This is a genomic window from Prochlorococcus marinus str. MIT 0912, assembly GCF_027359595.1.
GTDB lineage: Bacteria > Cyanobacteriota > Cyanobacteriia > PCC-6307 > Cyanobiaceae > Prochlorococcus_B > Prochlorococcus_B marinus_C.
Genome location: NZ_CP114783.1, coordinates 407,285 through 424,324, shown reverse-complemented (window position 1 = coordinate 424,324; position 17,040 = coordinate 407,285). Strand labels below are relative to the sequence as shown.

The 17,040-nt window shown below is 33.9% G+C and carries 37 protein-coding genes; 18 read left to right on the top strand and 19 right to left on the bottom strand.

Going from position 1 to position 17,040, the window contains the following annotated elements; all coding sequences use genetic code 11:
* Window positions 1-248: 248 nt before the first annotated feature.
* Both arsJ and O5640_RS02385 read right to left on the bottom strand, forming a co-directional pair.
* The gene (gene arsJ / locus O5640_RS02390; protein WP_269613021.1) at window positions 249-1,511 is read right to left on the bottom strand and encodes an organoarsenical effux MFS transporter ArsJ; all 1,263 of its coding nucleotides are present in this window, start codon (window positions 1,509-1,511) and stop codon (window positions 249-251) included.
* 10 nt (window positions 1,512-1,521) lie between these two features.
* On the bottom strand, window positions 1,522-2,547 hold the full coding sequence (locus O5640_RS02385; protein WP_269613020.1) for an ArsJ-associated glyceraldehyde-3-phosphate dehydrogenase: 1,026 nt from the start codon (window positions 2,545-2,547) through the stop codon (window positions 1,522-1,524).
* A 138-nt stretch (window positions 2,548-2,685) separates the two neighbouring features.
* Here O5640_RS02385 and O5640_RS02380 point away from each other — a divergent pair, with 138 nt between their 5' ends.
* Both O5640_RS02380 and O5640_RS02375 read left to right on the top strand, forming a co-directional pair.
* Window positions 2,686-3,015 carry an ArsR/SmtB family transcription factor gene (locus O5640_RS02380; protein WP_269605804.1) on the top strand — a complete coding sequence of 110 codons (330 nt, stop codon included), beginning with the start codon at window positions 2,686-2,688 and terminating at the stop codon, window positions 3,013-3,015.
* Between the two features lie 90 nt (window positions 3,016-3,105).
* Window positions 3,106-3,324 carry a hypothetical protein gene (locus tag O5640_RS02375; RefSeq protein ID WP_219045868.1) on the top strand — a complete coding sequence of 73 codons (219 nt, stop codon included), beginning with the start codon at window positions 3,106-3,108 and terminating at the stop codon, window positions 3,322-3,324.
* Between the two features lie 225 nt (window positions 3,325-3,549).
* On the opposite strand, the gene O5640_RS02370 is transcribed toward O5640_RS02375, so the two are convergent.
* The 3 genes from O5640_RS02370 to O5640_RS02360 form a co-directional block, all read right to left on the bottom strand.
* Window positions 3,550-3,687, bottom strand: coding sequence for a hypothetical protein (locus tag O5640_RS02370; protein WP_269613019.1), 138 nt, complete (start codon window positions 3,685-3,687; stop codon window positions 3,550-3,552).
* 108 nt (window positions 3,688-3,795) lie between these two features.
* Window positions 3,796-3,972 (bottom strand): hypothetical protein, encoded by a 177-nt coding sequence (locus O5640_RS02365; protein ID WP_269613017.1) that lies wholly within the window; start codon window positions 3,970-3,972, stop codon window positions 3,796-3,798.
* Window positions 3,973-3,974: 2 nt separating this feature from the next.
* On the bottom strand, window positions 3,975-4,151 hold the full coding sequence (locus O5640_RS02360; RefSeq protein ID WP_269613016.1) for a hypothetical protein: 177 nt from the start codon (window positions 4,149-4,151) through the stop codon (window positions 3,975-3,977).
* Window positions 4,152-4,316: 165 nt separating this feature from the next.
* On the opposite strand from O5640_RS02360, the gene O5640_RS02355 reads away from it, so the two are divergent.
* Window positions 4,317-4,424, top strand: coding sequence for a high light inducible protein (locus tag O5640_RS02355; protein WP_011294533.1), 108 nt, complete (start codon window positions 4,317-4,319; stop codon window positions 4,422-4,424).
* A gap of 149 nt (window positions 4,425-4,573) precedes the next feature.
* The gene (locus O5640_RS02350) at window positions 4,574-4,729 is read left to right on the top strand and encodes a high light inducible protein (RefSeq protein WP_187146463.1); all 156 of its coding nucleotides are present in this window, start codon (window positions 4,574-4,576) and stop codon (window positions 4,727-4,729) included.
* A gap of 32 nt (window positions 4,730-4,761) precedes the next feature.
* Here the strand turns inward: O5640_RS02350 and O5640_RS02345 are convergent, their stop codons facing one another.
* The 3 genes from O5640_RS02345 to O5640_RS02335 all read right to left on the bottom strand — a co-directional run bounded on the left by O5640_RS02345 (window position 4,762) and on the right by O5640_RS02335 (window position 5,889).
* The gene (locus O5640_RS02345; protein ID WP_269613014.1) at window positions 4,762-4,911 is read right to left on the bottom strand and encodes a hypothetical protein; all 150 of its coding nucleotides are present in this window, start codon (window positions 4,909-4,911) and stop codon (window positions 4,762-4,764) included.
* 214 nt (window positions 4,912-5,125) lie between these two features.
* Window positions 5,126-5,386: a hypothetical protein gene (locus O5640_RS02340; protein ID WP_269613013.1), complete on the bottom strand. Its 261-nt coding sequence runs from the start codon at window positions 5,384-5,386 to the stop codon at window positions 5,126-5,128.
* A gap of 290 nt (window positions 5,387-5,676) precedes the next feature.
* Window positions 5,677-5,889 carry a hypothetical protein gene (locus O5640_RS02335; RefSeq protein WP_269613012.1) on the bottom strand — a complete coding sequence of 71 codons (213 nt, stop codon included), beginning with the start codon at window positions 5,887-5,889 and terminating at the stop codon, window positions 5,677-5,679.
* A 512-nt stretch (window positions 5,890-6,401) separates the two neighbouring features.
* Between O5640_RS02335 and O5640_RS02330 the strand changes: the two genes are divergently transcribed.
* Window positions 6,402-6,578, top strand: coding sequence for a hypothetical protein (locus O5640_RS02330; RefSeq protein ID WP_269605792.1), 177 nt, complete (start codon window positions 6,402-6,404; stop codon window positions 6,576-6,578).
* 118 nt (window positions 6,579-6,696) lie between these two features.
* Entirely contained in the window at window positions 6,697-7,200 is a 504-nt protein-coding gene (locus tag O5640_RS02325; RefSeq protein ID WP_269613010.1) for an alternative oxidase, read from the top strand.
* A gap of 55 nt (window positions 7,201-7,255) precedes the next feature.
* Here the strand turns inward: O5640_RS02325 and O5640_RS02320 are convergent, their stop codons facing one another.
* The 3 genes from O5640_RS02320 to O5640_RS02310 all read right to left on the bottom strand — a co-directional run bounded on the left by O5640_RS02320 (window position 7,256) and on the right by O5640_RS02310 (window position 8,400).
* Window positions 7,256-7,525, bottom strand: coding sequence for a hypothetical protein (locus O5640_RS02320; RefSeq protein WP_269613008.1), 270 nt, complete (start codon window positions 7,523-7,525; stop codon window positions 7,256-7,258).
* Window positions 7,526-7,713: 188 nt separating this feature from the next.
* Window positions 7,714-7,857 (bottom strand): hypothetical protein, encoded by a 144-nt coding sequence (locus tag O5640_RS02315; RefSeq protein WP_269613006.1) that lies wholly within the window; start codon window positions 7,855-7,857, stop codon window positions 7,714-7,716.
* A 198-nt stretch (window positions 7,858-8,055) separates the two neighbouring features.
* Complete coding sequence (locus O5640_RS02310; RefSeq protein ID WP_269613004.1) at window positions 8,056-8,400, bottom strand: hypothetical protein; 345 nt, start codon at window positions 8,398-8,400, stop codon at window positions 8,056-8,058.
* A gap of 878 nt (window positions 8,401-9,278) precedes the next feature.
* On the opposite strand from O5640_RS02310, the gene O5640_RS02305 reads away from it, so the two are divergent.
* Together O5640_RS02305 and O5640_RS02300 are read left to right on the top strand one after the other, a co-directional pair.
* Entirely contained in the window at window positions 9,279-9,416 is a 138-nt protein-coding gene (locus tag O5640_RS02305; protein WP_269613003.1) for a hypothetical protein, read from the top strand.
* 265 nt (window positions 9,417-9,681) lie between these two features.
* Window positions 9,682-9,852, top strand: a complete 171-nt coding sequence (locus O5640_RS02300) for a hypothetical protein (protein WP_269613002.1) — start codon at window positions 9,682-9,684, stop codon at window positions 9,850-9,852.
* 43 nt (window positions 9,853-9,895) lie between these two features.
* On the opposite strand, the gene O5640_RS02295 is transcribed toward O5640_RS02300, so the two are convergent.
* Window positions 9,896-10,027 (bottom strand): hypothetical protein, encoded by a 132-nt coding sequence (locus O5640_RS02295; protein WP_269613001.1) that lies wholly within the window; start codon window positions 10,025-10,027, stop codon window positions 9,896-9,898.
* Window positions 10,028-10,253: 226 nt separating this feature from the next.
* Window positions 10,254-10,544, bottom strand: a complete 291-nt coding sequence (locus tag O5640_RS02290) for an MTH1187 family thiamine-binding protein (RefSeq protein ID WP_269613000.1) — start codon at window positions 10,542-10,544, stop codon at window positions 10,254-10,256.
* 327 nt (window positions 10,545-10,871) lie between these two features.
* Here O5640_RS02290 and O5640_RS02285 point away from each other — a divergent pair, with 327 nt between their 5' ends.
* Window positions 10,872-11,012, top strand: a complete 141-nt coding sequence (locus O5640_RS02285; protein WP_269612999.1) for a hypothetical protein — start codon at window positions 10,872-10,874, stop codon at window positions 11,010-11,012.
* Window positions 11,013-11,061: 49 nt separating this feature from the next.
* Here the strand turns inward: O5640_RS02285 and O5640_RS02280 are convergent, their stop codons facing one another.
* The 3 genes from O5640_RS02280 to O5640_RS02270 form a co-directional block, all read right to left on the bottom strand.
* Window positions 11,062-11,385, bottom strand: a complete 324-nt coding sequence (locus O5640_RS02280) for a hypothetical protein (protein ID WP_269612997.1) — start codon at window positions 11,383-11,385, stop codon at window positions 11,062-11,064.
* 230 nt (window positions 11,386-11,615) lie between these two features.
* Window positions 11,616-11,783, bottom strand: a complete 168-nt coding sequence (locus tag O5640_RS02275) for a hypothetical protein (RefSeq protein WP_269612996.1) — start codon at window positions 11,781-11,783, stop codon at window positions 11,616-11,618.
* On the bottom strand, window positions 11,762-12,448 hold the full coding sequence (locus O5640_RS02270) for a hypothetical protein (protein WP_269612994.1): 687 nt from the start codon (window positions 12,446-12,448) through the stop codon (window positions 11,762-11,764). Before O5640_RS02270 ends, O5640_RS02275 begins: the two co-directional genes overlap by 22 nt.
* A 91-nt stretch (window positions 12,449-12,539) precedes the next feature.
* On the opposite strand from O5640_RS02270, the gene O5640_RS02265 reads away from it, so the two are divergent.
* The 8 genes from O5640_RS02265 (at window position 12,540) to O5640_RS02230 (ending at window position 14,711) form a co-directional block, all read left to right on the top strand.
* A complete protein-coding gene (locus O5640_RS02265; RefSeq protein WP_269612993.1) occupies window positions 12,540-12,815 on the top strand; it encodes a hypothetical protein in 276 nt (91 codons plus the stop codon).
* On the top strand, window positions 12,803-13,435 hold the full coding sequence (locus O5640_RS02260) for a DUF938 domain-containing protein (RefSeq protein WP_269613781.1): 633 nt from the start codon (window positions 12,803-12,805) through the stop codon (window positions 13,433-13,435). Before O5640_RS02265 ends, O5640_RS02260 begins: the two co-directional genes overlap by 13 nt.
* An 89-nt stretch (window positions 13,436-13,524) precedes the next feature.
* Complete coding sequence (locus O5640_RS02255) at window positions 13,525-13,797, top strand: DUF4090 family protein (RefSeq protein WP_269612992.1); 273 nt, start codon at window positions 13,525-13,527, stop codon at window positions 13,795-13,797.
* 255 nt (window positions 13,798-14,052) lie between these two features.
* The gene (locus tag O5640_RS02250) at window positions 14,053-14,160 is read left to right on the top strand and encodes a high light inducible protein (protein ID WP_011125327.1); all 108 of its coding nucleotides are present in this window, start codon (window positions 14,053-14,055) and stop codon (window positions 14,158-14,160) included.
* Between the two features lie 20 nt (window positions 14,161-14,180).
* A complete protein-coding gene (locus O5640_RS02245; protein WP_011294968.1) occupies window positions 14,181-14,300 on the top strand; it encodes a high light inducible protein in 120 nt (39 codons plus the stop codon).
* Entirely contained in the window at window positions 14,300-14,446 is a 147-nt protein-coding gene (locus O5640_RS02240) for a high light inducible protein (RefSeq protein WP_269612991.1), read from the top strand. Before O5640_RS02245 ends, O5640_RS02240 begins: the two co-directional genes overlap by 1 nt.
* Window positions 14,446-14,592 (top strand): high light inducible protein, encoded by a 147-nt coding sequence (locus tag O5640_RS02235; RefSeq protein WP_269612990.1) that lies wholly within the window; start codon window positions 14,446-14,448, stop codon window positions 14,590-14,592. The genes O5640_RS02240 and O5640_RS02235 overlap by 1 nt, the downstream gene beginning before the upstream one ends.
* Entirely contained in the window at window positions 14,592-14,711 is a 120-nt protein-coding gene (locus O5640_RS02230) for a chlorophyll a/b-binding protein (protein WP_269612988.1), read from the top strand. The genes O5640_RS02235 and O5640_RS02230 overlap by 1 nt, the downstream gene beginning before the upstream one ends.
* Before the next feature lie 426 nt (window positions 14,712-15,137).
* Here O5640_RS02230 and O5640_RS02225 read toward each other — a convergent pair whose 3' ends face one another.
* The 3 genes from O5640_RS02225 to O5640_RS02215 form a co-directional block, all read right to left on the bottom strand.
* Window positions 15,138-15,338, bottom strand: a complete 201-nt coding sequence (locus tag O5640_RS02225; RefSeq protein WP_269612987.1) for a hypothetical protein — start codon at window positions 15,336-15,338, stop codon at window positions 15,138-15,140.
* 39 nt (window positions 15,339-15,377) lie between these two features.
* A complete protein-coding gene (locus tag O5640_RS02220; protein ID WP_269612985.1) occupies window positions 15,378-15,632 on the bottom strand; it encodes a hypothetical protein in 255 nt (84 codons plus the stop codon).
* Between the two features lie 67 nt (window positions 15,633-15,699).
* A complete protein-coding gene (locus O5640_RS02215; RefSeq protein ID WP_269612984.1) occupies window positions 15,700-15,951 on the bottom strand; it encodes a hypothetical protein in 252 nt (83 codons plus the stop codon).
* A gap of 363 nt (window positions 15,952-16,314) precedes the next feature.
* Here O5640_RS02215 and O5640_RS02210 point away from each other — a divergent pair, with 363 nt between their 5' ends.
* Window positions 16,315-16,947, top strand: coding sequence for an NAD-dependent DNA ligase (locus O5640_RS02210; RefSeq protein ID WP_269612982.1), 633 nt, complete (start codon window positions 16,315-16,317; stop codon window positions 16,945-16,947).
* Window positions 16,948-17,040 lie beyond the last annotated feature (93 nt).

Below are 17,040 nucleotides of genomic sequence, written 5' to 3'. Positions count from 1 at the left end.
AAAGCTCTTTAATATGAAAAAAACAATCAATGAATAACTGGAAGGAAATAGTTGGATCACCCATCTGGTTGATTCCAGTTTCACTACTAGTTTTATTTATTTCGATTGAGGGATTACATCTAGCCGAGCATGGAAAACTTTAAAACGAAAGCAGCTTGGATGAATGAAGTTGAACTTGAATATGACAGAGAATCAGAGGTTCAGTAGTCCTTCTTTCCCTTGATATTTAATTTTTTTAATTGAAGGTCTTAGGAATTTTTTATGGCTTTTGTATTTGATACCGGAGGTAGTCGTAAACTAGTCAACAATGAGATAAATACAAATAGGCTTGAACACCATAAACATAGTTGCATTCCTATAGAGGCATTAGCTCCAATCATGAATAAAACTCCTGATAGGAGAGTACCAATCAGTCTCCCTGCCGCATTTGCCATGTAATAGAAGCCGACGTTTAGACTCACGTTTTCCTTGTCCGTATAAGCAAGAACCATATATGAATGTATTGATGAGTTCATTGCAAATATGAACCCAAATAATATCAATCCAGCTGTAATTGCTATTTCTGGATTGCTTTGTCGCCATAGTGCTATTGCTATTAGCGCTGGTATTGCAGTTAAGGCAGCGCTCCAGAATTGAACAGAAGAAACTCCTGGGCTTGTTTTATTTCCCCATAAATTTCTTAAAGAGGGCGCAAACGCTTGAATAAAACCATAACCAATAACCCACAATCCTAGAAAAGCTCCAATCTCAGAAAAATTCCAATTTAGATACGTTTCAAGAAAAACAGGTAGTGCAACGACGAACCATACGTCTCTTGCCCCAAAGAGAAAAAAGCGTGCAAAAGAGAGGACATTGATCCCTTGAGATTTAGAAAATAAGTCTTTAAAGATTGGTTTGTTTTTCATCTTTCCAATATCTCCAGGCAAAATTAATGTCATTAGAAATGACAGACCTAAACCGATAGCCATTAATTCAACTGCTTTATTAAATCCAAAACTTGTAAGCAAAAGTCCACCAAGAAAGAATCCAACTCCTTTGAGAGCATTTTTTGAACCAGTTAAGATAGCTACCCATTTAAATAATTGATTATTTCCACCATCTTCTTCTGAGGAGTCTGGAACGACAGTTTTGATGGCACTTTTAGCACTCATCTTATTGAGATCTTTTGCTATGCCACTAATCGCTTGAGCAACCATGACATAAATGACACTCAAAAGTTTCGACCAACCACTTGAAACGGGTATCAACATCAATAAGGCGCCGATTTGTAAAAGAGTTCCTACCCAAAGTGTTAGACGTAATCCATATCTTGCTCCTATCCAACCTCCATAGAGATTAGTGATGACGCCAAAGAACTCATAGAAAAGGAATAAGAATGCAATTTCTAATGTTGTATATCCAAGGCTATGAAAGTGAAAAATCACTAGCATTCTTAGAGCACCATCTGTCAGTGTGAATGCCCAATAGTTGGTCGTTACTATTCCATATTGTTGCAATGCAGTTAATCGCATGTTTTTATTTTTAGCCTTTTTCGAGATTTATGACATGGCAAACGAGATCTGCCATTCGACAGCTATAACCCCATTCATTGTCATACCAAATATAGACTTTCAGTTGAGTTTTATTGACCACCATGGTTGAGAGAGCATCAATGATTGAGCTTCTCGAGTCATTGACATAATCGATTGATACAAGTGGCTTTTCTTCGTAACCAAGTATTCCTTTTAGTTCTTCTTCGGAAGCTTTTTTGAACACATGATTGACTTCTTCTTGCGTGACCTCTTTTTCTAATTCAAATACAGCATCAGTTAAAGATCCATTGAGGAGAGGAACTCGAACTGCATGACCATTTAATTTTCCTTGTAATTCAGGGAATATCATCCCTATCGCTTTTGCTGATCCTGTCGTTGTTGGAATTAAGCTTTGTGATCCGCTTCTGGCTCTTCTTAAATCTGGCTTAAATGAATCGACGATTACCTGAGTATTTGTTAGGTCATGGAGTGTAGTGATGCTTCCATGCTTAATACCAAAGTTTTGATTAACGACCTTCACGACTGGTGCTAAGCAATTAGTTGTGCAGGATGCTGCTGTTACTAAGCGATGTTTATTGGGCTCATATAAATCATGATTAATACCGTAGACAATATTTAGAGCATCCTCTCCCTGTATTTCACCTTTAACAGGACATGCAACGACAACTCTTTTCATTCCAAGAGTATCGAAATATGGATTTAATGTTTGAGGGGTTTTGAATTTTCCTGAACATTCGAGAATTAGTTCTATTCCTTTTTCCTTCCATGGCACTTTTGTGAAATCACTTTCTTGAGAAAAAGATATTGGTTGACTTTCGATACTTAGGTTGTTTTGGTCGTTGCTTATTGCTTTGTTCCAACGACCATGTACTGAATCAAATTCAAGTAAATGCGCAGCTCCCTTTGCATCACCCAATGGATCGTTGATATGTGTAATCTCGATATTTTCTTTACCCCAGAGTGCTCTTAGAACAAGTCGTCCTATTCGACCGAAACCATTAATACCGATTCGCATAACGTGTAATTGAGTTGATTGAGTGAATCAATAAAGGATTATATTCCTCATATCAATTTATATTGATGTATAGAGGTTTGTCGATGCAAGCCTTTTCTGCGGTTTGTTTTATCATGTGATTATATTTTTCCTTCTGTGATGGCCACAGCGACAAAGAGCGAAGTAGTTCTTGAAAATGCAATGGCTAGGAAATTGCTAAAAGCTTTATCTGATCCATTGCGATTGCAAATCATTGAGTCTCTTTCAGGAGGAGAACGATGTGTTTGCGATTTGATCAATGAAATTGGATTGGCTCAATCGAAAATATCTTTTCATTTAAAAGTTTTAAAAGACGCAGGTTTGATTACCGATAGGCAGACTGGTAGATGGGTTTATTACCAATTGAATATTGACTCATTAAATTCTTTGCAAGATTGGATTGAACTTTTAAAAGAAAGCTCGCAACAACCATCTCAAGCTTGTAATTAAAGCAATCAATTTTAATCTAGCTATCAATTGATTTACCTCTATTCAGAATTGTTCTAATAATTTTTAGGTAATTATTTCTACCAGGTATCAATGGATACTCTTTTATGCTTGGATAGTTATCATATTCTTATTACATCAAGATTTTTTGATATGAGCAAGAAAATCTCTAAGAAAGCCAGTGCTATTAGAACAATTTCTTTAGCAGTTGGTTCTCTAAGTCTTCTGGTTATTGCTGTTTCTCAAGTTACAGGCAATGAGGCCTGCACAAGCAATGCTTATTCGATTGAAAATCAAATAAGACTTTCATGATTTAATTTTCAATCTAAATATTTATAGTGCTTGATTTTTTTAGGTGAATTTTTCAAGAGATATTTTTATTACTAGTTTGATTATTGTGGGATCCTCTTCGATTGTTGGATATTTTTACCAACTTCAAATTGCTGTTGGATATGCATTGTTTAACGTGTTGGTACTGCTTATTTGGTCAAAAATCTCATCTCGCTAAACCTTCATTCATCCCGACTCATACTTAAATTATTCTTGGTCTTGTGAAAAATCTGCTAGTTCCATTATTTTTTTAAATTCGTCCATCTCCTCATCCGAAACACCTGTTTTCTCCTGAAGTTCTTCTAATAAAGCATCTATTTTTCTTTTTATATTTTCTTCGCTCAAAATTTTTTATAAATATATGACTAATTATATATTCAATTTACCCTAAAACTGTTTAGAGAGACGACAAATTTTAGTTGTCAATAAGTACCTGTTATTTTGTTAGTCAGTTCAGGCTTGTGCCCCATCTGCTGCACGCATCATCATTCCGCCATCCATATCATCATCATCGTTATTGTCCAATATTGCTCTTCCAACTTCATAAAGAAGATAAGTCCCAATAATAATTAGAACGAAAAGGAAATTTAAATCTCCGGGGTTTGAAGCGTATGTTTGAATTTCACCCATAATTAACCTCTGTTAAATAACCCTCTTCTCTTTTGTGTTTGCTTTGCTGCTCTTGTACCACGAGATTGCTGCATTTCAGCTTTTGTAATTGGCTTACGATTTTGGAAAGTGTCCCAACCAAGTAAAGCCACAGTTCCAATGGCTCCAAAGAAAAGAACTACACCTGGTATTAAATCCATCTAGTTGAATTAAGTCCAACAAAGTTAGTGGAATTGTTATTTAGACTGTGGATAACAAATATTGCTTCAGCTAATAACCCTGATAACTTTTGCTGTGTACGGGCGCCCCCTTTACATTCCTTTACTTTTCCTTTACATTCATGCGAATTATTTGAGATTAATCTCGTGACTCCAGAAGCAGAAAAGTTTAATGGTTGGATGGCAATGATCGGCTTTATTGCTGCTTTCGGTGCTTACGCAACAACAGGTCAAATCATTCCAGGTATTTTTTAGGTTAATAAATGACTTCTAGTAACCAAGTATCTGATCAATCAATTGATCCAACTGATAATCAATCAGATGGTCAATCAATTGATCCAACAGGAATCCCAGCTTACAGTTCTGCTTCTAACCAGATCATTACTGAATACGGTAAGCAAAACATGTTTGCGACCCAGGTACAAACCCAATTAGTTGAAAACTATTCCAACTATCCTGAAGAAGCAGAAAAGACCAATGGCCGTTGGGCAATGATTGGAATGATTGCTTTACTAGGCGCTTATATCACTACTGGACAAATTATTCCTGGCATTTTTTAAATAGCTTTAGACAAATCAATCTTCATAAAAATCTAGAGATTATTCTCTAGATTTTTTTCTTCCATTCGAGCATTTAATCCATTTTTTCTAGTTTTTGCAAAATAAAAATTAATCAGCCAAAAATGCCAAAAACTAATCATGTTAGTAATAATTCCTCCATTGATCTCAGCTCGTCCAAGCATATTCAATCTTAGGGAATACGATCACTTATCATCCTTATCAATGGCGCAATTGACCCAATTGCAAGCACTGAAAACATAACAAAAATGATTATTTTTGATTCCCATTTTTCCATGAAAATGGTTTAGCTAATGATTACTTATAACTGTGGATTTTTTCTAGCTTTTGAAAAAATTAGTAATTTATTATCAATAAATCCTTTAAACAAAAAGAAGATTAGTCTTTACCGGAATTTTTACCAAAACCTGGAATAAAAGGAAATGCTTGATCATCTCCAAGATCTGGGGCAGCACTAGTTTTCGAACCATCCAAGGCATCACTCGATTCTTCGATCACAATACCCATAGAGTTATCTTCGCTCATATCAGAACCCATTTGCGCGGCTACTACAGGGTTAATTCCTGAAAAAATAGTTGTTGAAGTTATAAAAAAAGACAAAGCTAAAAAACTAGCAGCCCTAAATATTTTTTTGAGCATGGATATAAATCAGTTATATACAATCTAACGTCTCTATTCATCCGAACGTGTTAGGTCTGAATACTCAATTAATGAGATTCATTTAGATAATAGGTGTCGTAGCAATTGTTGAAACTTCGGAGAAGATAGCAACAGCCATGAATATGTAAGGAACTAATTTCATTGTTTTTGTTAATATCTATTAAGCATATATGCTCATCATCTAATCAGTGGTAGCTGATTGTACGGTTCTCGCACCAACTACCATAAGTAAATTTGTTTGTGGCTATAAAAATATCTGATAATCAATATCAATTGCTATCACTACTTTTTTGGATCGCTTTCTTAGCAAGATTCTCTAATTGATCAGGTGAAATTGGTGTCGTTTTGTTTTTTCCTTCTTTTAATCCTCTTAGTAAAGAAGTAATTATTGCCAGTCCTAAAAATGCACCTAAACTCAACCAAAAAATTCTCTCTATTAAGAGTGCTGTGGGATTACCAATTGCCTCAGTTACTTGTTCCATCTTTCGATTTGAGAAAAAAATAAGGATCAGAGCAGTTTCTCAATTTTGCCTTAATCCATCATATAAATTACATGCAGAAATTCATGGCATAAAAAAACCCTCAAGTTTGAGGGATAAGTTACTGAGAGATCCCCATCACCCAGTAATTTCAAAATATTACTCGCTGTGTACATATTGCGCAAGCTAGTAATTCCAGATATGGTCTTTTTTTTCAGATTTTTTAAACTTTCTAACACCAGATATGGTAGGGGTTGCAATTTGGATGAAAAACAGTTAAAAATAAGATCCCCATCACCCAGGCCCGTAGGACACCATACCTAGGGTCTTTTTTATTGGAATTGCTTTTTATTTAGAACTTGAAGTTATTTAGTGACTCAGGAACTGTGGAAAACATAGACAACTTGAAGTTTTTTTTTTACAAAAATATCGATAAGAAAAACATTCACTTCGTGCTAACCGTAACACTAAATATTTTTAGATCAGTTAGGTTTGGGCAAACAATTTTCTGATAAATGTCTGAGCTTCAGCTAGTTGACTCATTTCCCATCTGGAAAGCTGTTTTATGGTGCTTCTATCCTATGGCTGCTCTAGTTCTAGTAGAACTAATTTCTAGAGCGCTTCCAGACGATGATGACGATTTTGGCGGAGGAAAGATGATTCCTGCTTACCAACCTGTTCGAGCAAGATAGATTTAATCATTTGTCTGCTTCCATATTCAGCTCCGGTTGCTATCGATAGTTAAATAAATAAGTTATAAGCCATATTCTTTTGTTAAGTATTTATACTTATGTAGTTAGCTAGGTGATTATGAAAGGTTTTAATTCATTTGTTTTAGATTTTAGTGTTAGCATCCTTGATCGAATTTACGAAGGTAGACCTGTTCAGAGATTTTGGGTTCTTGAGGTAATTGCTAGAGCCCCTTATTTTGCATTCTTATCAGTTTTGCATTTACAAGAGTCGCTTGGTCTAAAGACACCTTTAAGTAACAAGCTTATGAAGGCTCATTTTTATCAAGCAATCAATGAGACGGAGCATTTAGAGGAGATGGAATCACGAAACGGCAATAGATTTTGGGTTGACCGATTTCTTGCCAGGCATTTAGTTATCTTCTATTACTGGGTAATGGTTTTTTATTACTTACTATCTCCATCAAATGCATACGATATCAATATAAAAATTGAAGAGCATGCGTATGAAACTTATGCAAAGTATTTAACCGTTAATCCAAATGATCAGAGGATACGTGAAATCGCTCAAGATGAGATCAATCATGCGAACGAACTAAAAGAAGCAATTGCTTTGATAAGTTAAGACGCCAACTTTTGGTTGATATTTATAACGATAATTTTTCTTTGTGGCTTTTAAATTATCTAAAGCAAGCATCCCCAACAATTCTGAGCTTCTCGATACGAGTAAGGTTCTCTCTCTTTAGCAATGTTTTAGGGGAAACAGCCAAGCCTAATTTTATTCTGTTTGGCAATGATTCAATTAATGATTCAATATCTGTTAAATCTTCATTAGAAGATGCAATAACATCTTTTGTGCATTCCCAACCTTTGGTCGTAATGATTTGGGGCCATATAAACCAAAGACCGCTAAATGCTCCGAGAATTAAGAAAAACAAATTTCTAATCATTGTTCAGATTTAATTGAGACTAATCTTTTGATTTGATTCTTTATTTATAGCTAAGCAATTTAGATCCTCAAGTCCAAAAACTAGTTTCTGCAGTACTCATAACTGCACCATTTTTATCATATATTTCAATATTCTCTTGTATATGTTTCCCTAAGACACTCTAAAGCTTTAATCATAACGATCGCGTTTTAAGGATTGTCGTTGCGGACACTTCTGAAAATTACTTTTTCTCCTTTGGCTGATCTGGCTGGGGTCTCTTCGTTGTAAAACTTTCTCACCCAATCAACGTAAGGTTCATTCACATCTAATTTACATACAGTTGTTTCAAGCATTAGTTGAGAAATATTGTTTTTTCTTCAATTTAAAGCTGCTACCTTGTTTGCAATAACGCATCATATTTGTGGCCCAAACTCAATAAATCTATTATCGGATATCTTTTAATATTATTTGTTAGATGAATTCTCCGTATGCCACACCAGCAATTTATGGTGTACTTTCATTGAGGTGGTCGTATTAGAAAATTTCTAAAACTACGTTAAATCGATGAAGTATTTTGAATATGCATCACCATTTGAGATGCAAAAATCGAATAAAAATATCTTTAAGTTTTCTGGGTATTCCCTCCAAGTTAGACTTTTTAACTCTTTAAGCTCCGTTTCACTAAGTTTTTTCATATTTGCGTATACGTAAAACCCGTCGTCTAAGTCTTTAGGGATATCTTCATCAACTAAGCTGGTTGATTCAATTGAATCAGTGAAAAATGCTTCCTTACATGAATCGAAAAAATCAATTTTTTGATGATCAGTTCTACATCCTTTAGCTATTCCTCCGAAAATGCTTATTTGGTCTTGTTTACTTGTTTGTTCTCTCGACATATTGATGGTTTGAGTTTAGATAAAATTCTTATACCCCAAACTTACTATTTTTGACCAGGTGTAGTGGAAATGCAATGGGCATTAAGGCTGATTGCGTTGAGGTGCGAATAGAGCAAAGATACGTTTGTTGAGCTCAGAGGCACCATTAATGGTCGACACTCCACCTGAGTATTTAAGAGAAGCGAACTGAATTCTGGTTCCTGCTCCAACATTCTCAATGAATAAGTGGGCTATTCGTCTGATGCGACAAGGATCAATGATATAGGTGCGTCAATTCAGTCGAAACTCCTCTGCATCGTTTAGGTGCCCTAACGGAGTCAAAAAGCCTTTCTACTAGACACTTGGCCCCAGGCTGCCAAATCCAGAAGCTTCCAATAAGAATCGGTAAAGGAAAAGGGCCCCCTAGGGCCCTTTTAAAATGTCTATTTAAGTGAGTTTAATTCTTTTTACGGTTTCCCTAACTAAGACGTACGGTCCTACAGAACCATTGATGAAAAGGAAAATTTAGGATTGATGTACGTCAGGCAATCAATTACCAAGGGCGATAATTGGTTGGCTTCTGGGGAGGAGCACTGACGTTTTTTATTCAAAGAAGCAACCTTCTAAAGCTCAGTATAAAAAGAAGGTTGTCCTGAGAAGTTCAAAAAATATAAGAACAAACCACTGTTCGCCGTGTAGGAATAATTACTTAACATCTATACTTTATAGGTATTATTATTTTGTTTGTTGCATTGATTAGTTATATTTATGCAAGCAATCTATTTATTATCCTAATTTTTTTATTGAAGTATACCGAAAGGCAATTACCCCTATCGGTCTTTACGGTCTCTGAGGCTGTTTGAGAGTGGTTAAATTTGCATCTGATTTTTGTTTTTTCGATGTCTAAAGAAACTTACCAAGAAATTAAAAGAATCAGTGGTGAAGAATTACAAGAACTGCTATCTAATTTGGATACTGTTTTTGATCTAGGTACTGGTACCTTATTGTGTGATAGTTATTTGGCTTCAACTGATTAGTAAGTTACTGTTTATTGCTTTTGTGTTTTTGAATTTGTTATTTGATTTTTTTCCTTTACATTTAAAAAAATCAAGTTTCCAATGAATCATTTTTTGGCAACCTATATAGATTTTGTTCAAAGTGTTGGCTTTATTTTTTTAACGACCTTGGCAATTTTTATCATAAGAAAACTATTTATTGACAATAAAAAAGACAATTACATTGATGTTGTGAAAATAAAAGTTGACGAATGAATTATTTGCTAGAACTTATAAAAATAGAAAAATGCCAAAAGCTTTTGAGGAGTTTAAATTCTCTGATGATCAAAAAAAAGGATCAGTGTCAGTATTTTGGGAGAACGTTCATCTTGCAGCTAAGGCCTTGAAGGAAGATACTAATTGCCCTAATGAGATCATTGCTAGTGGTTTAAGAGCCGTCGCGGCTGAATGGGATTAATTCTTTGGTTATCTAAACAATTAGGAGTCATTGATATCTAATTTTACTTGTTCTCGTCATTTGATTCTGGATTCTTTTTTTTACCCTCTTCTTCTTCCTTGAATTGCTTCATGGCTTTACTGCCTATCGCATCTTCTATTAATTCAAAAAACCAAGTTTTAATAGGGTTAGTCATCCTTAACGAATTAGATAGTTTGAGAATAACAAGATAGCAACGATAAACATAGCGGCTCTTCCGTGAATAACTTCTGATCTGCTTAGACGAGCAAAGATAGTCATTAATTACCGTGCTGTTATAACCTTTATATCAAGATCTCTCTGAGAATGCATGGGTAATTCTTAGGATCTTTCTTTTGTTTTAGGTTTTGAAACTTTTGATGAATTCTTATATTTTTTTGTTATCAGTCTCTTACGCTTTTCACTTTTTCATTAAATAATTGTTTCTTATCTGTGCGCGTATTAACTTTTAATGTTGTGTAAACACGTGGAGCACCTTTGCTATGAACTACCTCATGGCAATTCTTTACGCATTCAAAAACTTGATCCCATTCCCCTTCAATTGCAGTTCCATTTGGACCCAGTTCATAATTGAGCTTATGTTCCTCAATAATTGATATGCATGCCTTTATGTATGGAGATAAGGAGACACCTACACCTATTGGTACCAAGCAAAGATCTATGCTCACCCACATATCAAATTAAGAATGAAAGCAATATTTTGAAATTCTAGCTACTAATTTTTTTACTTTAGTTCTTCTTAACTAATAGCTTTGATCATTAAATATAAGTTAGGTCGGTTTTTACTAAAGTTTTTGCACGGTGATTCGTCTCGTCTCTTTTGCGATTTTATTAGAGTTGAAATAAATTGAGGTTATGGATAACAATCAAATTCAGGTTCTACCTTTTCTTATTATTACCTTTTCTATACTAATCAGCGGCGTTACTGTTGTCTTTACTTAAGTAGTTGCATTTATACTTCCTGTTATATTAATAGCTCACATTAAATCAATATTTATTTAATGAATTTTCCCACAATTGCAATTATTACTATTGTTTCTACTGTATTTTTTTATATGATCTTTTTAGTTCTTGGGGTTGGAGGTATTGCCAAAAACCGCAGAGCCCAAGGCCTTGATCAAAGTAAAAGAAGCGAAAATTAACGATATTGAAAATATTTGAGGTATTATTGTTAGTTTTAAATCAATCTTCTTAGCCTCTTCCTTTTTGACAAGTGCCTATCAAAGTTCTATTCCTTTGAGGGGATTCAACTGAGTATGTTCCATGCTTTCCATTTATTTTGTAGATATCCTTAACGCTGTTTCTATTATCTCTGTGCGTAATTGTGTACGAATTACGTCTAATCAAAGTCCTTCCTTCTTTTTTTATTCCTTTCTCGTCAATAGTAGATATCAAGCCATTTAGATTAATTGTTAGATAGCTCGTTTCCCAATCTGGTTTAATTAGAGCACCTCTATTTATTTCATATTTACCAATACATTTTAGAAAAATTACTTCCGATCTAGTTTGTTGCAATGGTACCAAGAGTACTCCTGATAACAATACGAAAATGAAACGCAACTTCTTGTATTGGAAAGAGTTAATTAAATCTTTGAAGTTAGGAATTAAAATTTGAATATTTTTATTCATATAATTATTGCATTAAATTTTGCCTTTATACAATTTTAATATAAATCCCTATTTTGTAGTTGTTTGTTTAGTTACTCACAATTTTATTTATCGAAAAAATCTAGAGTTAAAACAACTTAATCTTTCTTTCCTTTTAAAATCATTGTTAATGGGACACCCACTGTAAATAGTATGCCTATGGCTAGTATGGCCAATCCCGTTGGGGAAAAGATATCTACTCCTCCCATGACTTGTGATGCTTTTTGCGTTATGGCAATAATCATTAATTTATGGCGTATGCCCAAGGTATTGATAGCTTATTTTCTTCAAGATACTTTTGCAATTTTCTTGAATTGATTTTCAATACTAGTCCATTTGTTGGATAGCTTGTAAATAACTTACCCTCTCTCCAACATTGAAGATAGATTTCGATATCTGAAATGAAGTTTGTAAATTGAGTTTGAGGAATTTCAAAATTTAGATGTTTTAACTCTTGAAGTGATTGAAAATGATTAATTTTGCAATGATATATCTGAAAAGCGCAGAATTTAATTCTTTTAGACTGTGATTTAAAATTATGATTTTCTATAAATTCAGTTTCATTATTTCTAGTTGATAAATTTTTATCGTCATAAAGAATTCCTTGTATTTCTATTCTGTTTTTAATCAGTAGGTTTTTAGGAAAAATTTTTAGAGATCTTACACTTTCTGTTATGTCAATACTATTTTTATTAATCACCTTTTTTAATTCTCCATTGATATATTGAATGCCAATCATTGATCCAATAATTTTTGGTTCTAAAATTATTCTTGTATTCGGAAGAAATGTCTCCAACCATTCACGAATATTTCCTTGTCCTAATGATAAGAAGGCTTTTCTTCCGGAATGGTAATTAAAGATAGAGTTTTCTGGAGATATTCTTTCAAGATTCCTTTTCAGATGATTTGATACCTCCTTCTCTTCTCTCATCTTTCAGTCCTACATTTTTTCAAATTAGTTTGCCTTTTACAATGGTAGGCATATTTAATATAGATAAATTTTGTTTTTTGTAAGATCAGAAATGAGCCGATATTATTGCCCTTTCTGCTCTTCTCGTTATCAATTTCATAAAACCAGAAGTGATGGTGCTTTGATTTGTGGCCTTTGCGGTGACCAATTAGTTAAAAAGCCCTTATTAAATTCAAGACGAATTATTGGAGCAGTTGCCGCATCCGCATTTCTAGCTCCCTTACTAATAATGATAATTTTTATTATTAATGATTTTTCTAAGGAAAAACTTCCAAACAATTCCGATTCCTTAGTCCTATTAACTATTGATAATTCATTGACAATATGAATCCCGATTATCGCCTAAATTTTCCTGCCACGACAAGGAACCGTGATTCCATCGCTTCAGTTTTAAGCAATTATATTTCTCCTAATAGCTTGCTTTTAGAAATAGCTAGTGGTAGTGGAGAACACGGAGTCTTCTTTCAAAAAAAATTCCCATCAATTACCTGGCAAACTAGTGATCCCGAATTAGTGCATAGAAAAAGTATTAATTCATGGATTAGGCATGAGGGGCTTTATTCAAAAATGCCTGAACCTCTGGATCTAGATGTGGAAATGCGTCCTTGGCCTATTACTAATCGTCTTGTTGCTTTAATTAAAGGAATTGTTTGCATAAATATGATTCATATCTCACCATGGAGTTGTACAAGATCTTTGTTTGAACAATCAAAGAAATATTTAGATCAAAGTAATTTTTTGATGCTCTATGGACCTTTCTTAAGAAAAGAGAGACACACTTCGGAAAGTAATTTGAATTTTGATCAATCCTTAAAAATACAAAACCCGCTCTGGGGGCTTCGCCAATTAGAAGAAGTTAATAAACTTGCAGAAGAAAATGGATTTAAGCTAGATAAGGTTATTGATATGCCTGCTAACAATCTTTCAGTTATTTATCGCTTAAAGTAAAATTTCACACATTTTTTATTCTTTCTACTAAGAATTTCAAATATTCGGTAGATGCGATAGGAGAATAAGTCCATTACGCTTTTTTTCTTGTGGAGTTTTCTGGTCCAGATGCAATTGATAACGCTATCCAAGCTGGATTAGATCTAGATGGAAGTCCTATTCCATCAGAAATGCTTACCCTCTATAGGGATGTTATGGAAAAAGAAAATGCGCGAAAAAGAAGTGGAGTTAAGAAATCAATGCGAAACCGCATTGTTAAAACTGGATCCAAACATTTTGACCAAGACACACTAAATACACGATTAATTAAAGCTGGTTGGGATGGGTTAAAAGCTAAAGAAATTGATTTTTTTTATAACTGAGATCTGATAACAGAAAATAAATCTAATAGACTATGTGACACTAGTGTCTCACTTTTTTACTTGTTAATTCTTCCTCTTAGTCAATATTGTTTTGGCTTGAGTCTAAATTTATGTAGTCAAATTGACTGCTTCTACTAAGTTTTTTGTATCCGTTGCGCCCAAATTTCATATTCATGAGGCAAGCCGTACTTTTCGGGCTTTACGTATATTAATAATTGGTTTACATTTATTCACATACACATTTCGGATTTCATCATGACTCCAGAAGCAGAAAAGTTTAATGGTTGGGCAGCAATGCTTGGCTTCGTAGCAGCATTCGGTGCATACGCAACAACAGGTCAAATCATTCCTGGAATTTTCTAAACCAATAACTACTAACAACAATGCAACCATCTAACAAAACAATCCTTGAAAGAAGCATCGGCAGACCAGCCATGATGGCATTCGTTCTATTAACAGGTATCTACCTAACAACCGGTCAACTTATCCCAGGTGTCGTTTAATGAAAAAACAACCAACTGAAACTCCAAGAGTCGAAGAAGGCAAAGTGATTGCTGAAAGACTTAATGGTTACGCAGCATTTGTTGGATGTTGGGCACTTATCGGTGCATATCTAACAACCGGTCAAATTATTCCAGGTGTTGTGTAATGTCTGAACAAAACAACAATACCCGAAAAATCGATCCAGAGAAAATTACAGCTGAGAGACTTAATGGGTACGCAGCTCTCTTTGGTTGCATAGCTCTTATTGGTGCATATGCCACTACTGGTCAAATTATTCCAGGATTTGTTTAATGGAAAACAATTACTGGAAGACAGCTGAAATAATGAACGGCCGTCTTGCGATGATGGGCCTCCTTGCAGCTGTTATTAATTACGGATTCACAGGCTGGATTATTCCAGGTTTCGTTTAACCCTATTTTTTAATTACGATGGCTTTAAGTTATTGGCTTCGTGCAGAAGTCGACGATCTTCTCAACGAAGATACTTTTTTTGATAGCTCAGATTACTCATGTCTCTTAGAAGATACTGACTGGGCATAAACGATTATGTTTTGATAATGGAGAAAAAAACATTTCATTGTCAATTATGTAAAAAAAAGAATGCTGAAACTTGGTGGAGAATGAAGGGTTTAATTATGTGCAAGCAATGTTATGACAAACTCCAAAAAAAGCTGTGATGAATTAAATTCAATTTATTTAATTTTTAGAATTTGAAAAATTAAATTTGTTAAATTCTATATAAAGAAATTTTTTTGGATTCTAGTTATGACATGCTGAATATTTTTTTTCTCCTAACTTATTATTTTGACTGCAATTAAGTTTATATTCCCTTAACCTTTAAGTATTAATCAGGCAGGGTTGACTTTGTTTAACATCCATTACTAAAAGATCAATAGCATTTTCTAATTCTTCCTCTGTTTTAAATCCTAATACCTCTGCTGGTTCAAGTCCCAAAGAACTAAAGTCTGGTTCTATTCCAAATGGTTCAATATTCTTTATATCTCCAACTATGTCTTCTAGTTCTTCTAATTCAGTCATATTATTAATAATAGAGTTGATATTTTTTTAACAAAAAATCTATGAGACTTCAAGTTTGAAACCTTTATCTAAAAGTTGTTGATATGTGAGCCTTGCTTGAAATGCGAGGATCTCAATCGGCTCTTTATCATCTCTTTGCATGATGAAATAGTGATTGTCATCTCCTTTCCTAGCAAAAATGACAATCTCCGACCCTCTTACTAATCTCCAACAATCTTGAGATTTATGCTCAGATAATGGTCCTAAATCCCATGGAGCCTTCTCTGGATACTTCTCTCTTTTTACCCTTGGCATGTATTAAAAGTGACGATATCTTTTAGCCTACACTTATGCTCTTCAACGTCAAGAATTAGTTTTTCAATCAGGAAAAGGCCGCCAATGAATACCCCTCGTCAAACAATCGTTGATAAGTATATCTAGCCTCATATTCTTTATATGCCTTTCTATCACCGTCATTTTTTTGAATATATACATAATTATCGTCTATACGACTTCTCGTGAAGGTATAAACGATATCCGCTTTTGATAGCATCCATCTAATTGATTTGGATTGACTTTGATCGATGTTTAAATCCCATGGAATATTTTCTGGATATTTCTCTGAAAAGCTCATATGTAAAAATGCGTCTTTTAAATTTATGGTATAGAAGCCTTGTATACATGAGAATAAATACCGCTTTTGTTTAGATAATATCTATTCTTAAAAAATGTTTATTCAATATATAGATAAACTTTTTACTTTAAATTTTCGAAAAACTTAACTAGCTAAAACTATTTTCCTGCTTATCTCTTTTCATGTACCTTAATCCAGCTTTAAAATAGGACTATGACTTTAGTCTCTTTTACGGAAATTATTGTAAAACCGATAATTTATCTTTCTAGTATTTCTTTTCACTTATTCAACTTCTCTTTCTGAAATACCATCATTTACTATTAATTTTTTGATTCCTTAAGAAAAGAAGTTAATAGAAGCGACTTGGCTCTACATTTCCCTATTGATATATATATGAGATTACTTGGACTTGATAAAGATTGTTTCTCTAGCTGGTGGGCAAAATTACCAGAAGGATCAACTATTGTTGTGCAACCCAAAATTGATGGTTATGCAATCGGGCTTAGATATAAATATGGCCAATTAGTTGAGGCTTATTCTCGTGAGGATAGTGAGATTATTGAAAATATTAGGCATATTAATGCTATTCCCTTGAGTATTGATGACACTTTAAAAGTTGAAGTAGAGTTAGAGGGGATTTTATATTCTCCTTCCACAAATTCTAAAATTTCTATAGAACAAGTCCTATCAAATTCAATTTCTGAAATTGGCAATAATACCTCTCTTCTATTTTTAGCATTTCACATTTTTTGTTCAAACAGTGATGAACTCTCAGATTTGACTCAACTTCAGAACTGGGGATTTGAGGTCCCTATAACTCTAAGAACTGATGATCCTAAGCAGGTCAAAAGATGGCATTCTCAATGGATCAAGAAGGAATTGTTTTCAAATCTTCCTACCAATGGAATCGTCGCTAAATGTAATTCCTCGATGACGAAGAATATTTTAGGGGCTAGCACCTCTTATCCAAATTGGGCTTTGGCTTTAACCAGTTAAATGTTTGATTATCTATATTGATCTTCCTTGTGCATCTAATAGTTTCTTCTATTTATTTATCCTTATTAAGATTGCCAAAAAAGCATAATGAAA

What these genes read in the sequence shown, in the direction of transcription:
- arsJ (WP_269613021.1), bottom strand. Translation starts at nt 1,511, where the DNA reads ATGCGATTAACTGCATTGCAACAATATGGAATAGTAACGACCAACTAT.
- O5640_RS02385 (WP_269613020.1), bottom strand. Translation starts at nt 2,547, where the DNA reads ATGCGAATCGGTATTAATGGTTTCGGTCGAATAGGACGACTTGTTCTA.
- O5640_RS02380 (WP_269605804.1), top strand. Translation starts at nt 2,686, where the DNA reads ATGGCCACAGCGACAAAGAGCGAAGTAGTTCTTGAAAATGCAATGGCT.
- O5640_RS02375 (WP_219045868.1), top strand. Translation starts at nt 3,106, where the DNA reads ATGGATACTCTTTTATGCTTGGATAGTTATCATATTCTTATTACATCA.
- O5640_RS02365 (WP_269613017.1), bottom strand. Translation starts at nt 3,972, where the DNA reads ATGGGTGAAATTCAAACATACGCTTCAAACCCCGGAGATTTAAATTTC.
- O5640_RS02360 (WP_269613016.1), bottom strand. Translation starts at nt 4,151, where the DNA reads ATGGATTTAATACCAGGTGTAGTTCTTTTCTTTGGAGCCATTGGAACT.
- O5640_RS02350 (WP_187146463.1), top strand. Translation starts at nt 4,574, where the DNA reads ATGTTTGCGACCCAGGTACAAACCCAATTAGTTGAAAACTATTCCAAC.
- O5640_RS02345 (WP_269613014.1), bottom strand. Translation starts at nt 4,911, where the DNA reads ATGCTTGGACGAGCTGAGATCAATGGAGGAATTATTACTAACATGATT.
- O5640_RS02340 (WP_269613013.1), bottom strand. Translation starts at nt 5,386, where the DNA reads ATGCTCAAAAAAATATTTAGGGCTGCTAGTTTTTTAGCTTTGTCTTTT.
- O5640_RS02335 (WP_269613012.1), bottom strand. Translation starts at nt 5,889, where the DNA reads ATGGAACAAGTAACTGAGGCAATTGGTAATCCCACAGCACTCTTAATA.
- O5640_RS02330 (WP_269605792.1), top strand. Translation starts at nt 6,402, where the DNA reads ATGTCTGAGCTTCAGCTAGTTGACTCATTTCCCATCTGGAAAGCTGTT.
- O5640_RS02325 (WP_269613010.1), top strand. Translation starts at nt 6,697, where the DNA reads ATGAAAGGTTTTAATTCATTTGTTTTAGATTTTAGTGTTAGCATCCTT.
- O5640_RS02320 (WP_269613008.1), bottom strand. Translation starts at nt 7,525, where the DNA reads ATGATTAGAAATTTGTTTTTCTTAATTCTCGGAGCATTTAGCGGTCTT.
- O5640_RS02315 (WP_269613006.1), bottom strand. Translation starts at nt 7,857, where the DNA reads ATGCTTGAAACAACTGTATGTAAATTAGATGTGAATGAACCTTACGTT.
- O5640_RS02310 (WP_269613004.1), bottom strand. Translation starts at nt 8,400, where the DNA reads ATGTCGAGAGAACAAACAAGTAAACAAGACCAAATAAGCATTTTCGGA.
- O5640_RS02305 (WP_269613003.1), top strand. Translation starts at nt 9,279, where the DNA reads ATGTCTAAAGAAACTTACCAAGAAATTAAAAGAATCAGTGGTGAAGAA.
- O5640_RS02300 (WP_269613002.1), top strand. Translation starts at nt 9,682, where the DNA reads ATGCCAAAAGCTTTTGAGGAGTTTAAATTCTCTGATGATCAAAAAAAA.
- O5640_RS02295 (WP_269613001.1), bottom strand. Translation starts at nt 10,027, where the DNA reads ATGACTAACCCTATTAAAACTTGGTTTTTTGAATTAATAGAAGATGCG.
- O5640_RS02290 (WP_269613000.1), bottom strand. Translation starts at nt 10,544, where the DNA reads ATGTGGGTGAGCATAGATCTTTGCTTGGTACCAATAGGTGTAGGTGTC.
- O5640_RS02285 (WP_269612999.1), top strand. Translation starts at nt 10,872, where the DNA reads ATGAATTTTCCCACAATTGCAATTATTACTATTGTTTCTACTGTATTT.
- O5640_RS02270 (WP_269612994.1), bottom strand. Translation starts at nt 12,448, where the DNA reads ATGAGAGAAGAGAAGGAGGTATCAAATCATCTGAAAAGGAATCTTGAA.
- O5640_RS02265 (WP_269612993.1), top strand. Translation starts at nt 12,540, where the DNA reads ATGAGCCGATATTATTGCCCTTTCTGCTCTTCTCGTTATCAATTTCAT.
- O5640_RS02250 (WP_011125327.1), top strand. Translation starts at nt 14,053, where the DNA reads ATGACTCCAGAAGCAGAAAAGTTTAATGGTTGGGCAGCAATGCTTGGC.
- O5640_RS02245 (WP_011294968.1), top strand. Translation starts at nt 14,181, where the DNA reads ATGCAACCATCTAACAAAACAATCCTTGAAAGAAGCATCGGCAGACCA.
- O5640_RS02240 (WP_269612991.1), top strand. Translation starts at nt 14,300, where the DNA reads ATGAAAAAACAACCAACTGAAACTCCAAGAGTCGAAGAAGGCAAAGTG.
- O5640_RS02235 (WP_269612990.1), top strand. Translation starts at nt 14,446, where the DNA reads ATGTCTGAACAAAACAACAATACCCGAAAAATCGATCCAGAGAAAATT.
- O5640_RS02230 (WP_269612988.1), top strand. Translation starts at nt 14,592, where the DNA reads ATGGAAAACAATTACTGGAAGACAGCTGAAATAATGAACGGCCGTCTT.
- O5640_RS02225 (WP_269612987.1), bottom strand. Translation starts at nt 15,338, where the DNA reads ATGACTGAATTAGAAGAACTAGAAGACATAGTTGGAGATATAAAGAAT.
- O5640_RS02220 (WP_269612985.1), bottom strand. Translation starts at nt 15,632, where the DNA reads ATGCCAAGGGTAAAAAGAGAGAAGTATCCAGAGAAGGCTCCATGGGAT.
- O5640_RS02215 (WP_269612984.1), bottom strand. Translation starts at nt 15,951, where the DNA reads ATGAGCTTTTCAGAGAAATATCCAGAAAATATTCCATGGGATTTAAAC.